The following is a 14275-nucleotide window of genomic DNA, read 5'->3' as shown; positions in this document are numbered from 1 at the left end:
ATTGTTTTTGTAACAACTTCTCTTTGCGACATAAAAATGGTGGTGTGTTGAATGTGTTTCACGCACCGAATACAACATTCGACAATAGAGGTGGTCAACATGAGCAACCCATCTACTGGAACTGGGATGCGAACTTTTACCGTCGTTGTGATGGCAATTTTCGCCTTAGTTCTATTGATTGGTGGTATCTGGCTGGCAGTCCTTGGCGGTTCTTGGTACTACATAATCGCCGGCCTGTTAATGCTGGCTTCAGCAATATACTTAAGAAAAATTCAAAACAGTTCTTTATACATTTATGCAGCGTTGATGCTGGGTACAGTGATTTGGGGACTTTGGGAAGCAGGTTCTGACTTTTGGGCACTTGCACCGCGTTTTGATATTTTAGGCTTATTGGGCCTTTGGTTACTGATTCCTGCCGTGACACGCGGCATGGAAAATGGCAAAACGGCGAAAATTGCATTATCAGGCACACTGGTGATTGCGATTATCGTAATGATCTATTCAATTTTTAATGATCCGCAAGAAATTAACGGTGAAATTAAAAATGCACAACCTCAAACTGCCAAAGCGATTGAGGGTATTGCTCCTGAAGATTGGCCTGCCTATGGTCGTACACAAGGTGGTGTACGTTATTCTCCACTTACCCAAATCAATAGCGACAACGTTAAAGATTTAGAAGTAGCATGGACTTTCCGTACAGGTGAGTTACCAACAGAAAATGACTCAGGTGAAACCACAAACCAAGTCACTCCGATTAAAGTCGGCAATGACATGTTTATGTGTACAACTCACCAACGTTTAATTGCACTTGATCCTGCGACAGGTAAACAAAAATGGGCATTCGATCCTAAACTTAAAGCGGACAATACCTATCAACATTTAACATGTCGTGGTGTGTCTTATTTTGACGCTGCAAATACCACTCAGTTTGCAAAAAGCTTAGAGAACAAACGCTCGACTTCAACTGAATGTCCGCGCAAAGTGATCTTGCCTGTAAATGATGGTCGTTTGGTTGCAGTCAATGCTGACACAGGTAAAGCATGTAGTGATTTTGGTCATAACGGCGAAGTCGATCTACAAAAAGATATGCCTTATCCGTATCCGGGCGGTTATATCCCAACTTCACCTCCAGTGGTTACTGGCACAACCATTGTGATTGGCGGTTCAACAACTGATAACTTCTCGACTAAAGAGCCATCTGGTGTCATCCGTGGTTATGATGTTAATACTGGTGAATTATTATGGATCTTTGATACGGGTGCACAAGACCCGAATGCTATGCCTGGCGAAGGAAAAACCTTCTCTGTTGCTTCTCCAAACGCATGGGCACCTTTAGCATATGATGAAAAATTAGATATCGTCTATGTTCCAACAGGTGTGGGTACTCCGGATATCTTCGGTGGTCACCGTACGCCTTTAGATGAACGTTATGCAAACTCAATGCTTGCGATTAATGCATCGACTGGTAAATTGATTTGGAACTTCCAAACCACACATCATGATTTGTGGGATATGGATGTACCATCACAACCTTCATTGGCAGATATCAAAGATAAATCAGGTAATACTGTTCCTGCGATCTATGTCTTAACCAAAACAGGTAATGCATTCGTCCTTGACCGTCGTACTGGTAAAGCGATTGTGCCAATCACCGAAAAAGCGGTTCCACAAACTGTAAAACGTGGTCCACAAACTAAAGGTGAGCATTATTCTGCAACTCAACCGTTCTCTGATTTTGATTTAGCACCAAAAGATAAATTGACTGATAAACAAATGTGGGGTGCCACTATGTTTGACCAGTTGATGTGTCGTGTGTATTTCAAATCATTAAACTACGACGGTATTTATACACCACCTTCTGAAAATGGCACATTGGTATTCCCAGGTAACCTTGGGGTATTCGAATGGGGTGGTATGTCGGTGAACCAAGACCGTCAAGTTGCTGTGATGAACCCAATTGGCTTGCCATTTGTCACTAAGTTGATTCCTACAGATCCAAACCGTGAGCAAACTGCGAAAGGTGCGGGTACTGAACAAGGCGTGCAACCGATGTATGGCGTGCCTTATGGTGTGGAAATCAAAGCTTTCTTGTCACCACTTGGCTTACCTTGTAAACAACCTTCATGGGGCTTTACTGCAGGTGTAGATTTAAATACACATGAAGTGGTCTGGAAAAAACGTATTGGTACAATTCGTGACAGTTTACCGAAATTGTTCCAATTACCTGCTGTGAAAATTGGTGTACCAGGTCTTGGTGGATCAATCTCGACTGCTGGTAATGTCATGTTTGTAGGCGCAACACAAGATAACTATATCCGTGCAATTAATGTAACGAATGGTGATACTTTGTGGGAAGGTCGTCTACCAGCAGGTGGTCAAGCGACTCCAATGACTTATGAAGCAAATGGTAAACAATATGTTGTGATCATGGCTGGTGGTCATGGTTCATTTGGTACAAAACTTGGTGATTACCTTGTTGCGTATGCTTTGCCAGATAAAAAATAAGTGATTTTACATCGCTAAGTAAAAAGCCCGATTTATCGGGCTTTTTATTGGCTGGAATTCTTTATGTAAATTTATGCTAAGTAATGGAAAAATAATTCAATATATTAATAAATAAAAGATAAATGATCGAATTCCGCTATATCAGTGAAATTGCGACAGTCTTATCAATAAAATCGCTATTAAATATGTAAAAAACGCATTTTCTTGATAGATAAAATCTCGTTATGCTGTGCATTGTTATAATAGAAATTACTAGCTGTACGCCATGTATTTATATACTGATTTTGACCAGCAACTGGTTAATGAACGTGTTGCACAGTTCCGTGATCAAACGGAACGTTATTTAGCAGGTAAATTGACGGAAGATGAATACCGTCCACTGCGTCTTCAAAACGGCCTTTATGTACAACGTTATGCACCGATGCTACGTATTGCAGTACCTTATGGCCTGATGAATTCTAAACAATTACGTAAAATTGCGTCATTGGCTCAGGACTATGACCGTGGTTATGCGCACGTATCTACTCGTCAAAACATTCAGTTTAACTGGCCTGCACTAGAAAATGTGCCTGATATGTTACAAGAGCTCGCATCTGTTCAAATGCATGCGATTCAAACTTCGGGTAACTGTATTCGTAACACAACTACTGACCAATATGCAGGTGTGGTTGCGGGTGAAATTGCTGACCCACGCCCAACGTGTGAATTGATTCGTCAATGGTCAACTTTCCACCCAGAATTCGCTTTCTTGCCACGTAAGTTCAAGATTGCAGTTTCAGCACTGGAAGAAACTGATCGTGCGGCAACGTCTTTCCATGATATCGGTGTGTATATCGTGAAAAATGAAGCAGGCGAGATTGGCTATAAAATCAAAGTTGGTGGTGGTTTAGGCCGTACACCAGTGATTGGTAGCTTTATTCGTGACTTCTTGCCACGTGAAGATTTGATTGCTTATTTAGAAGCGGTACTTCGTGTATACAACTTACACGGTCGTCGTGATAACAAATATAAAGCGCGTATCAAAATTTTGGTGAAAGCATTAACACCAGAAGTATTTGCAGAGAAAGTGGAAGCTGAATTTGCACATACCATCAAAACGTTAAAAATTGATGCTGATACCTTGGCGAAAATGGATGAGAACTTCACACCATTTGATTACCAAGATTATGCAGATGAAGACTTCGCAGAGCAATTTGCCGCAGAGCCGAAATTTAAACAATGGTTCAACATCAACACCAATGCACATAAAGTCAAAGGTTATCGCATCGTTACGATTTCTTTGAAACGTGCGGGTATTGCACCGGGCGATATGACCGTTGAAGAAATGAACCTAATTGCTGACTTGGCTGATAAATATACCTTTGGTGAGTTCCGTACCACACATGAGCAAAATATTGCGCTTGTAGATGTACCGCAAAAAGATTTGTTTGATCTATGGAAGATCCTTGATCAACACAATCTTGCACGTGCGCATATCGGTTTCTTAACTGACATCATTTGCTGCCCTGGTGGTGATTTCTGTTCATTGGCGAACGCGAAATCGATTCCAATTTCTGAAGCCATTACACGTCGTTTTGATGACTTAGACACCATTTACAATTTAGGTAAATTGGATCTAAACATCTCTGGCTGTATGAATGCGTGTGGTCACCATCATGTCGGTAACATCGGTATTTTAGGTGTAGACAAAAAGGGTGCTGAGTTCTATCAAATCACTTTAGGTGGTAATGCCGATCATGATGCATCGATTGGTGACATCTTAGGCCCATCATTTGCAGCTGAAGTTGTACCTGACATTATCGAAGAGATCTTAAATACTTATCTAGACCTTCGTACTGAAGGCGAAGAGTTTATTGATACTTACCGCCGTGTTGGCATCCAACCATTTAAGGAGCGTGCATATGCTTAATACAGCACTACAAGTCCTCTCTAAAGATGGCTCGATTGCAGACAATACTTACCAACTCATTGGTGAAGATGGTGTGTTGCCACAAGGTGACGTGGTTTTAACGGTTGAGCAGTTAGATCAACTTGCGAATGTAACTGGTAAAAAAGCACTTTTCGTAACGGTGGATGCTTCACCTGAAACCAATGAATTCCCGCTTGACCAGTTAGATGCTATTTTCATCGAATTTGCCGGTTTTAACGATGGTCGAGGTTACTCATTTGCTGCATTGTTACGTCGCCAAGGTTTCCAAGGAGAACTACGTGCGACAGGTGATGTATTCAAAGACGTGTTGAACTACATGAAGCGTTCAGGTTTCGATACTTTTGTGGTGAAAGAAGGTAAAGATATAGCTGAAGCTGCTGCTGGTTTAGGTGATTTTACCAATCCATACCAAGCTTCAACTGCTGTGCCGCAAGCGCATTATCAAACAGGTGCTTAAGTACGTTGATTGATAAAAAAAGCCTCCTTTGGGAGGCTTTTTTATTTATCGAAATACTTTTAATGAGTGATTATTCGTTTTTAAGCTGGCAAGACCATCCATTTAATACCGAACTGATCGGTAAATGCGCCATACAGCGCACCCCAAAAGGTCTTTTCGAGAGGCATTTCTATAGAGCCACCTTTGGACAATGCATCAAACAATCGTTTGGCTTCAGCTTGTTCACTGCTTTCTAAATTAATCGAAATATAGTGATTGCTGCCTAAGGTAAAGGGTTGATTGGTTTGTGCACAAAATTGTTCGTTGACATCTGAGGCCATCAGCACGGTAAATTCATTGATTGGCAGGGAAATATGCATAATCTTTTGCCGATCTGCATCGGATAGTGAAATGCCTTCCTCGGCAGGCATATCGCCATAACGCATCACATTGAGGAATTCTCCACCAAGTACAGAGCGATAAAAATTAAAGGCTGCTTCGGTATTGCCTTGAAAATTCAAGTAGTGATTGAGCTGCATAATGGTCATCCATTTTTTATTATGTTGACATTTATTTTAAGAGCCTTTGCTGACCTGTATGTGAACAATTTATGTCTAAAATGTAAGCATAAAAAATCCCTCTTACAGAGGGATTTTCAGTCTCCCTCCTTTATTAAAGGAGGGGTTAGGGGAGGATTAAAGAATATTCCCTCTAAATCGCCCTTTGCGAAGGGAGTCTACAGAGCATTAAAGCAATTCAATCGCCACAGCAGTTGCTTCACCACCACCAATACACAGCGCTGCAATACCGCGCTTACCACCTGTACGTTTTAATGCATGGATCAGCGTTAAGATAATGCGTGAACCGGTAGAACCAACAGGATGTCCAAGCGCACAAGCACCACCATTGATATTTACTTTTTCAGCATCTAATTTAAATTCATCAATTGGGCACATCGTGACCATGGCAAAAGCTTCATTAATTTCCCATAAATCGACATCAGCAACATTCCAACCCGATTTATCTAGAACTTTTTGAATTGCGCCTACAGGTGCAATAGTAAATTCTGAAGGATGCTGTGAATTTGATGCATAAGCCACAATTTTTGCGAGCGGATTTAAGCCCTTTGCTGATGCTTGTTCTGCTGATGTTAATACTAAAGCAGACGCACCATCAGAAATAGAACTGGCATTGGCAGCGGTAATTGTTCCATCTTTAGCAAAAGCAGGGCGCAGTGTTGGAATTTTTTCGATATTGGCGTTAAAAGGCTGTTCATCTTTATCGATAATCACATCGCCTTTACGACTCGAAACAGTGACAGGCACGATTTCGTCAGCAAAATAACCCTCAGTAATTGCAGTTTGAGCACGTTTAAGCGAGCGAATGGCGAAGTCATCCATTTGTTCACGTGTATAGCCTTTTGTATTTGCCATATCTTGCGCAAAAGAACCCATGAGTCGGCCCGTTTCTGCATCTTCTAGGCCATCTAAGAACATATGATCTTTAACGTCACCGTGGCCCATACGGTAGCCAGCTCGTGCTTTGGTCAAAACATAAGGGGCATTGGTCATTGACTCCATACCACCTGCAACCACGACTTGAGCCGAACCAGCCTTAATCATATCTGCCGCTTGCATCACGGCCTTCATACCTGAACCACACAGCTTGTTGATGGTTACGGCACCAGTTGAATCTGGAAGACCAGCTTTACGCATCGCTTGACGGGCAGGACCTTGTTTCAGACCAGCCGGAAGCACACAGCCCATAATGACTTCTTCAACATCTGTCGGTTGTAAACCCGCGCGTTCGATGGCTGCTTTAATTGTGACTGCGCCTAATTCTGGTGCAGTGACAGCGGCTAAACTCCCTTGAAAACCACCCATTGCTGTACGGGCACCATTCACGATGACGATATCAGTCATTACATGTCTCCATTTTCTTATACATTAATTTTTGAATACGTCAGCAGTATAAGTAAAATTGAACAGGAATAAAGCAAATTTAAAAGGCTGCTTTGGACTCACCGGTTCTCAAATTAGCAACTGGTTGGGTTTTCAAATCGGATATGTCCCATTCGACTTAAGACTGCCCGGATCGGTTGAAGTGCTGATTTTGAACAGTAGTAGAAACTGCCATTTGAACCATTGGGTAAACCTGAGCTAGCTTGAAAGGTGAGACTTGGAATGTGTAGAGTCCCACGCCAAGAGAGATCGCCATATTTTAAGTTGAGTTTGTCTTGTCGTAATATTTTTTCATTTGCATCGACTTGACGGTTTTTATTACTGTCAATAAATATAATCAGACCACTGTTCCAGTTGTTAGGTTGGCAAAGTTTAAAGTCAAGACTAGGACAAATCACAATATTGGAATGATAAATAGTGGCATGAGCCCGTGCGAATGCATTGTGATTTTGAATAGTCGATTTGATGTTATTCGCTTCTCGCTGCGCCATTAAATTGTTGAAATGTGGTAAAGCTATCGTCACGATAATGACCATAATCGCAATTGAGACTAAAAGTTCAAATAACGTAAAGCCGGTTTCTTTATTATAAAGCATTGATTTAATCCAAAATTTAATATTATTTTTATATGTTTAGTGTTATATGTGTTTTTAATGGCGATATTAATTTTGAGTATAGAATTTTATTACTCAATTTTAGATAAAGCTGTTAAAATGAAAATAGCAAGTGACAATAGGCGATTCACTGCTCAAAATTGAGTAAAAATTTACCGAATTACAACGGAAATTGTAAGTAATTTTGTCAATAATTTACTTGATTAGATTAATCAAGCACTTGGAAAAAGAATAAAGTGTTTGTATGATTCAGCGTAAATAGCTTAAAAAAAAACTGGGGTATAAGAAAGCCTATCTCAGGGTAGTCGAAAATTTAGGCTTGAGCTTGAACAACAATTGTTATCTCTGGAGGATAAATCCATGAAAATGAGTCGTATTGCATTAGCAATGCTCGTAGCTGCTCCTTTAGCTGCTGCAAACGCGGGCGTAACTGTTACCCCATTAATGCTTGGTTACACTTTCCAAGACACTCAACACAACAATGACAAGCTAACAGATGGTCCAGAATTACAGGACGATTTATTTGTTGGTGCAGCACTTGGTGTTGAACTTACTCCTTGGTTAGGTTTCGAAGCTGAATATAGCCAAGTTAAAGGTGATGTAGACGGTGCTGGTGCGGGTGCTGAGTATAAAGCTCAAAATATTGCTGGTAACTTCTATGCAACTTCTGACTTGATCACTAAAAACTACGATAGCAAAATCAAGCCATACGTACTTTTAGGTGCTGGTCATTATAAATACTCGCCAGAAGGCTCTATTGCTGATGGTGAAGATATTGAAGGTACTTTAGGTAATGCTGGTGTTGGTGCGTTCTTCCGTTTGAACGATGCTTTATCTCTTCGTACAGAAGCACGTGGTACTTACCACTTTGACGAAAAATTCTGGAACTACACAGCTTTAGCTGGTCTTAACGTAGTTCTTGGCGGTCACTTGAAACCTGCTGCTCCTGTAGTTGAAGTTGCTCCTGTAACTCCTGTTGCTCCTGTTGCTCCAGCTCCTCAAGAGTTGACTGAAGATCTTAACATGGAACTTCGTGTGTTCTTTGATACAAACAAATCAAACATCAAAGATCAATACAAACCTGAAATCGCTAAAGTAGCTGAAAAATTAGGCGAATACCCTAATGCTACAGCTAACATCGAAGGTCACACAGATAACACTGGTCCACGTGCTCTAAACGAACGTTTATCACTAGCTCGTGCTAACTCTGTTAAATCTTCACTTGTTAACGAATACAACGTTGACCCAGCTCGTTTATCTACTCAAGGTTTCGCGTGGGATCAACCGATCGCTGACAACAACACTAAAGAAGGCCGTGCTATGAACCGTCGCGTATTCGCTACGATTTCTGGTAGCCGTACTGTAGTGGCTCAACCTGGTCAAGCTCAATAATTTGAGTTTAACTTCGGTTAGAAAAAAGCGGCTCTTTTGAGTCGCTTTTTTTTTGTTAAAAAATTAAAAAAGAGACTTAAATTTGGCTAAAAGGCACTAACCAAAATGCCTTATTAACTTTTGAATAATCGTAGGATGTAAATGGATACATCTATTCAAAGGTTATAAAGCATGTAAAAATTCAAATTATTTGTATATTAATTAATCATTTGTTTGCCTGAGAACTTTAATTTAACATGCACAGTTTGTGTTTTTATTTTTTATAAAATTAATAATAAACAATTATTTACATTTGTGTTGTCGATAATTTATAAAAAATGAATATTTATATTTTTCATTAAAAAATATTATCATCGGGAATCATGATGCAGTTAAGAATTATTCTAAATATAATAATGATTCTTATTAAAATAAATTAAGCGTTCAACAATGATCAATTTTCCAAAAACTCATTTAGTCCGTGCGATTTCAATCGCGATCTTAGGGGTGGGCACATCTGCAGTAGTAAATGCAGCAGAGCGAACCGTGCTTGAAACAATTGAAGTTGAGGTACCTGCAGAAAAGCAACTTGCAAATGGTAAGTTGAAAGCGCAGACAGACCTTGGTGCTTTGGGAAATAAAAAAATTGTTGATACGCCATTTAGCGTTGCTGCATATAGTGAAAAATTAATTGAAGAACAGCAAGCGACCACCGTGGGTGAAGTGCTGAGAAATGATGCGAGTGTTCGTATCACAACAAACCAAGGTCATTTAAACGAAAACTTTAATATTCGTGGCTTTGACATCAATCACGATGACATTGCACTCAATGGTATGTACGGTATGGCGCCTTATGGACGCGTACCGACTGAATTTCTAGATTCGGTAACGGTTTTAAAAGGCCCGAATGCCTTGGTTGCAGGTATGTCGCCTGCTGGTGAGGTCGGTGGTGTGGTCATCGCTAAAACTAAGCGTGCAGATAAAGAAAAAACTCAAGTTTCAGCTTCGATGGAAGAAGGTGGGTTTTACCAATCAGGTTTTGACGTTTCGCGACGTTTTGGTGCTGAAAAAGAATTTGGTCTACGTGTGAATGGTGCTTATGGTCAAGGTGAGCACATTATTGAAGGCATGGAAGATAAACATGCATCAGGTGCAATTGCTGCAGACTATACAACCGATAAATTGAAACTGAATTTTGATGCCTATGCGGTACGTGATGATCGTAATGGTGGATCACCTGCGATGGTGGCGTTCGGCGTGGCAGATGCGCATAAGCATACCTATAATGGTGTGCTGGATGCACCTAAAGGCGATACCAATTACTTTAGGAATTTAGAAGGTCATACTGACAGTGAGTTTGTAGGATTAAGTGGTGAATATGCATTCACGCCTGATTTAAATGTGTATGCGGGTGTAGGGCATATTGAAAAGGCCTATAGCGGACACATTTTTGGTACGCGTCTTATCGTAGGGCAAGCTGATGGTCATGCTACTTCACAGTACTATCGTACAGGGTCATCTGAGTCGATTACATCAGCAAATACAGGTATTCATTATAAGTTTAATACGGGTGCTATAAAACATGCTATAAATGTCCGAGCTGATTATTTGACCAAAGAAACAGATCAGCATGTGAAAGCGACGCAAGAGAATATTGATTCAACTAATTTGTATGCTCCTAACACGACTGTAGGGATGCCTTCTGCGTACCCAGTGGTTAAACCGAATTTAGATAATAAATATACTAGCTATACGGTATCTGATCAGATTTCAATGTTAGATGATAAGTTGCAATTTATTGTTGGTGCACGTTATCAAGATATCGACACAAAGAATTTACAGAAAAATACAGGCTATCAAGACGATAAAATATCCCCAAGCTTAGGTGTTGTGGTTAAACCATTTGGTGAGAATCTTTCTATTTATGCAAACTATGTTGAAGGTCTTTCTGAAGGTGTAACGGTGAATAACGCTGCAGATGCCAACAATAATGTCACCTTTGCGCCATTCCAAACTAAGCAATATGAATTGGGTGCAAAATATCAAGCAGGTTCTTGGTTGAATACATTTGCCCTTTATCAAATTGAAAAACCATCGACCATGGTATCTTCATATTCTGATGGTCAACCCAATAGTACAATCAATCAAATTACCACAGATGATGCAGAAACACGTTCACGTGGCGTGGAATGGGCATTTTCAGGAGAGATTTATACAGGTCTAAATCTGATGGGTAGTTTGGCTTATATCGATGCTGAATATACCAAAGCAGCGGTGAAAAATGGTGTAACTAAGCAAGGTAATTCGGTGTATGGTATTCCTGACTTTACCGCAACACTCGGTTTGGATTATGCAGTGCCGTATGTGGATGGTTTGAATGTTAATGCGCGTGCAAACTACGTGAGTGAACAGTACTTAAATGAAACCAATACACTTAAACTGCCAGACTATACAATTTTAGATTTAGGTGCGCGTTATAAAACCAATTTGGGTGGTGTAAATACTACATTCTTAGCCAATGTTGATAACGTGACTGATGAGCAATATTGGGAAGGTACATTCAACTCAGGTTATGCCTTAGTGGGTGGTCCACGTACCTATAAAGTTGGCGTGACTTTTGATTTCTAAGTTAGTTTAGTTTTTTTATATAAAAAGCCACCGTCAGGTGGCTTTTTTGCAAATGAATGATTTACGGAATATATTGCTTAACCACACCGTCATCGAGGAGTTGTTGGAAATGTTCAACCACACTTTGTTGAATATTTCGGTACTCAATGCCCAATTCTTTTTTACTTTTTTCAGCATTAAAGTAAATTGGGTAACCCATATTCAGTTCAACAAACTTTCGTGGGAAACCTGCAAGAGGGCCAAACAATTTAAATGCGGCTTTAGGCAACTGGTTGCGCGGGAAGGGGAATTTTGGACCAAAGTGCTGGCGCAGAATTTTGCCCATTTCCAGCAGGCTGAGCGTGCCGCCGCTGATAATATAACGGCCTTTTGCATTTGGGTTAAAGGCTGCTTGCAAGTGTGCATCCGCAACATCACGGACATCTACAATGCCATTCCACATCGGCGGTACACCTGCGAGGGTCATACCGTTAGCAAACTGCTCAAGCACTTCAACGCTGCCAGACTTGGTCATCGCAGTTAGTGAAGGGCCAAGAACCAGCGCTGGGTTGACACAAACCAGTTCCCAGCGGTTTTGTGCTTTTTGCATATCCCAAGCTTTGCGCTCCGCCATGACTTTTGAATATGGATAGGGCTGATGGGTTTCAGAGCTGGTGGTGTTCCAGTGAGACTCATCAAATTGGTTATTTGCTGTTTGCTTAATGTCGATCGCATCGCCATAAGTTGAAGCAATACTGGATGTCACCACCACGCGTTTTACAGATTCTGTTTGGTTGACGCTGTTTAATACATTTTCTGTGCCTATTACCGCAGGCTCAATAATATCTTTTACTGCATCTTTATAGTTGGTCACTACAAAAGGGGATGCCATATGGATCACAATTTCACAGCCTTGCATGGCTTCATCAAAGGCATGCGGTGTAAGTAAATTGGCTTCAAACAGTTTGAATGTGCCAGTACTTTGGTTTGCGATATTCTCTAAGTGAGCAAAGCTTTTTTTCTTATTCAGATCGCGTACGGTGGCGTGAACTGTATGTCCTTGTTCAAGCAGATTTTTAATGACCCAGCTGGCAATATAGCCTGTGGCGCCTGTAACGAGTATCGGTGTTGTCTTGGTATTCATGTTCTTCAACTTTAATTGACGCATTTTTTATCATATTGAGAATATTTAGTTTTGTCTTTGATTGATTTGAAAAAATATATGTTGATGATTGGGTTTAATGCGCACTAAATTCAGCAGAGAATGCATGTGAATGCTGAAAAAGTACTTTTTTATTGATCTTAAAATATGCGAATATGGGATGAATGTTGGATAGATGTATATTCTTATGAGTATGGACGCAAAATCTCACAGAAAAATGGACAAAGAATCATATCTAACTTGTGCGCTTTAATTTAAAGCCTAGATCTTAGGTCTTGGTTTTTTATTTCTTATAACCTCTATGATGTTAAATAGGCTTCAAAAGCCACCCATGAATGACATTAATCTGATGCTGTATAGCATCTATTAAATGAGGTGAATTTTCGATTGTCCATGTTTCATCGCACCAGTCACAAGCGTCATAGAGGTCACCTATCCATTCGGGATAGTAAGCTATGTTATTTTCAAGTCCTCTTGGTGCATCAAGGAACCCTTTTTCTAAATTACTAAAAATTTTACATAGCTTAAGAGGGCTTAAATTACCATTTTTATAGTCAGCTAAAACACCTAAAAAGAATTTAGCTGCCAATATTTCGGCTTCTAAACAATTGGATGAAAATTCAGAATCTTTTATCTGTATTACACTGAGTAATAGTGGTTCATAATTAGGATATAGTTCAAGTAATTCAGCAGGAATATTTTCATTGTTATCAATATATTCAATTAATTTTTTTCTCCTTTCTGAATAAGAATATTCTCCATAATAAAGTTCTATATATAACGCTTTTAATGTCATTGATTATTCCAACTGATTCTTGATTTTCTCTAAAATTAGCATAATACACGTGATGCGAAGTTGAAAAAATTGATACTATAGACTTAATTTTTATATATTTTTTAAATTTAAAGCCCAGATCTTCGGTCTAGGCTTCTTCATTTTCTATAACAGCCATCATTTTAAATAAAAAATAGTCTTTTGAAACCTTTTAATATTCAATATATTCAATATATTCATGTAATGAATTTATAAAATATTCAAATCTATCAGCTAAATAAAGAACTTTTCTCTTATCCTCATTTACACCATAATCATAGAAATCATCATGTAGGACTAAGACAATTTTAGGTTGATCTTTTATCCATGGAAATCTGTAATCAAAGCAAATAAAGTCGCCTCCAGGCGTCATACCAAATCCAATTAACTTGCCACTATAGTCATCGTCACCTTCAGGGAACTGCATACCTTCTATTCGAGGCGTATGTATATATCCACCAAATTCAGCAATACAAGAAATATTTAGCTCTCCATTAGTATCAACAAAATCAAAGCTACTAATTTGGGGAAAAATCCATCATGTTGTGAAATAAGTTTAATATATTCAGGTGGGAATTCTACACCTAGAGTATTAGCAAAGTTTTGAATTACTTTCTTTTCAACTTCACCATTTGGATATAGATCGCCAATATCTTGCATTACTCAATACCTTTAATTATTTTCATTCATAGTTCCCACATCGTTAATATTATCTAAAATTAACATAATACACGTTATACGAAATAATTTTTGTAAGCCCAAAGTAGAAATGTCCGGTTTCTCCAAAGTAAAAATGTCCGCTTTTAGAATATGCGCTTTTGCGATTATCGAAGCGGACGGTTTGATATGTTGGTGTCTATGTCGGATAAAGAACT

General features: G+C 39.5%; 12 protein-coding genes. 5 read left to right on the top strand and 7 right to left on the bottom strand.

Translation table 11 applies throughout. The features are described from left to right. The first annotated feature begins 99 nt into the window (after positions 1 to 99). The 3 genes from FTU16_RS13795 (at position 100) to FTU16_RS13785 (ending at position 4892) form a co-directional block, all read left to right on the top strand. Positions 100 to 2505 carry a glucose/quinate/shikimate family membrane-bound PQQ-dependent dehydrogenase gene (locus FTU16_RS13795; RefSeq protein ID WP_180005117.1) on the top strand — a complete coding sequence of 802 codons (2406 nt, stop codon included), beginning with the start codon at positions 100 to 102 and terminating at the stop codon, positions 2503 to 2505. A gap of 265 nt (positions 2506 to 2770) precedes the next feature. Further along, positions 2771 to 4414, top strand: coding sequence for a nitrite/sulfite reductase (locus FTU16_RS13790; RefSeq protein ID WP_180050285.1), 1644 nt, complete (start codon positions 2771 to 2773; stop codon positions 4412 to 4414). Beyond that, complete coding sequence (locus FTU16_RS13785) at positions 4407 to 4892, top strand: DUF934 domain-containing protein (RefSeq protein ID WP_180163489.1); 486 nt, start codon at positions 4407 to 4409, stop codon at positions 4890 to 4892. The genes FTU16_RS13790 and FTU16_RS13785 overlap by 8 nt, the downstream gene beginning before the upstream one ends. Before the next feature lie 80 nt (positions 4893 to 4972). Here the strand turns inward: FTU16_RS13785 and FTU16_RS13780 are convergent, their stop codons facing one another. The 3 genes from FTU16_RS13780 to FTU16_RS13770 form a co-directional block, all read right to left on the bottom strand. Further along, positions 4973 to 5410 (bottom strand): VOC family protein, encoded by a 438-nt coding sequence (locus FTU16_RS13780; RefSeq protein WP_180163488.1) that lies wholly within the window; start codon positions 5408 to 5410, stop codon positions 4973 to 4975. Between the two features lie 207 nt (positions 5411 to 5617). Continuing rightward, entirely contained in the window at positions 5618 to 6793 is a 1176-nt protein-coding gene (locus FTU16_RS13775) for a thiolase family protein (RefSeq protein WP_180026710.1), read from the bottom strand. 113 nt (positions 6794 to 6906) lie between these two features. Next, entirely contained in the window at positions 6907 to 7428 is a 522-nt protein-coding gene (locus FTU16_RS13770; protein WP_180163487.1) for a GspH/FimT family pseudopilin, read from the bottom strand. 378 nt (positions 7429 to 7806) lie between these two features. Here FTU16_RS13770 and omp38 point away from each other — a divergent pair, with 378 nt between their 5' ends. After that, positions 7807 to 8838 carry an outer membrane protein Omp38 gene (gene omp38 / locus FTU16_RS13765; protein WP_180163486.1) on the top strand — a complete coding sequence of 344 codons (1032 nt, stop codon included), beginning with the start codon at positions 7807 to 7809 and terminating at the stop codon, positions 8836 to 8838. 429 nt (positions 8839 to 9267) lie between these two features. Further along, complete coding sequence (locus FTU16_RS13760; protein ID WP_180163485.1) at positions 9268 to 11445, top strand: TonB-dependent siderophore receptor; 2178 nt, start codon at positions 9268 to 9270, stop codon at positions 11443 to 11445. Positions 11446 to 11506: 61 nt separating this feature from the next. Here FTU16_RS13760 and FTU16_RS13755 read toward each other — a convergent pair whose 3' ends face one another. The 4 genes from FTU16_RS13755 to FTU16_RS16550 all read right to left on the bottom strand — a co-directional run bounded on the left by FTU16_RS13755 (position 11507) and on the right by FTU16_RS16550 (position 14060). Then, entirely contained in the window at positions 11507 to 12592 is a 1086-nt protein-coding gene (locus tag FTU16_RS13755) for an SDR family oxidoreductase (protein ID WP_373683903.1), read from the bottom strand. Positions 12593 to 12893: 301 nt separating this feature from the next. Beyond that, positions 12894 to 13382, bottom strand: a complete 489-nt coding sequence (locus tag FTU16_RS13750; protein WP_180055253.1) for a hypothetical protein — start codon at positions 13380 to 13382, stop codon at positions 12894 to 12896. Positions 13383 to 13572: 190 nt separating this feature from the next. Continuing rightward, the gene (locus FTU16_RS16555) at positions 13573 to 13827 is read right to left on the bottom strand and encodes an SMI1/KNR4 family protein (protein ID WP_257227143.1); all 255 of its coding nucleotides are present in this window, start codon (positions 13825 to 13827) and stop codon (positions 13573 to 13575) included. 56 nt (positions 13828 to 13883) lie between these two features. Beyond that, positions 13884 to 14060 carry an SMI1/KNR4 family protein gene (locus FTU16_RS16550; protein ID WP_257225319.1) on the bottom strand — a complete coding sequence of 59 codons (177 nt, stop codon included), beginning with the start codon at positions 14058 to 14060 and terminating at the stop codon, positions 13884 to 13886. Positions 14061 to 14275 lie beyond the last annotated feature (215 nt).

The sequence above is a fragment of the Acinetobacter sp. YH12069 genome (assembly GCF_013419675.1).
Lineage (GTDB): Bacteria > Pseudomonadota > Gammaproteobacteria > Pseudomonadales > Moraxellaceae > Acinetobacter > Acinetobacter amyesii.
This window is presented reverse-complemented; position numbering and strand designations above follow the sequence as displayed.

Bases quoted from the DNA above. Each gene is read 5' to 3' on its own strand.
- FTU16_RS13795 (WP_180005117.1), top strand. From the start codon at position 100: ATGAGCAACCCATCTACTGGAACTGGGATGCGAACTTTTACCGTCGTT.
- FTU16_RS13790 (WP_180050285.1), top strand. From the start codon at position 2,771: ATGTATTTATATACTGATTTTGACCAGCAACTGGTTAATGAACGTGTT.
- FTU16_RS13785 (WP_180163489.1), top strand. From the start codon at position 4,407: ATGCTTAATACAGCACTACAAGTCCTCTCTAAAGATGGCTCGATTGCA.
- FTU16_RS13780 (WP_180163488.1), bottom strand. From the start codon at position 5,410: ATGCAGCTCAATCACTACTTGAATTTTCAAGGCAATACCGAAGCAGCC.
- FTU16_RS13775 (WP_180026710.1), bottom strand. From the start codon at position 6,793: ATGACTGATATCGTCATCGTGAATGGTGCCCGTACAGCAATGGGTGGT.
- FTU16_RS13770 (WP_180163487.1), bottom strand. From the start codon at position 7,428: ATGCTTTATAATAAAGAAACCGGCTTTACGTTATTTGAACTTTTAGTC.
- omp38 (WP_180163486.1), top strand. From the start codon at position 7,807: ATGAAAATGAGTCGTATTGCATTAGCAATGCTCGTAGCTGCTCCTTTA.
- FTU16_RS13760 (WP_180163485.1), top strand. From the start codon at position 9,268: ATGATCAATTTTCCAAAAACTCATTTAGTCCGTGCGATTTCAATCGCG.
- FTU16_RS13755 (WP_373683903.1), bottom strand. From the start codon at position 12,592: ATGCGTCAATTAAAGTTGAAGAACATGAATACCAAGACAACACCGATA.
- FTU16_RS13750 (WP_180055253.1), bottom strand. From the start codon at position 13,382: ATGACATTAAAAGCGTTATATATAGAACTTTATTATGGAGAATATTCT.
- FTU16_RS16555 (WP_257227143.1), bottom strand. From the start codon at position 13,827: ATGCAGTTCCCTGAAGGTGACGATGACTATAGTGGCAAGTTAATTGGA.
- FTU16_RS16550 (WP_257225319.1), bottom strand. From the start codon at position 14,060: ATGCAAGATATTGGCGATCTATATCCAAATGGTGAAGTTGAAAAGAAA.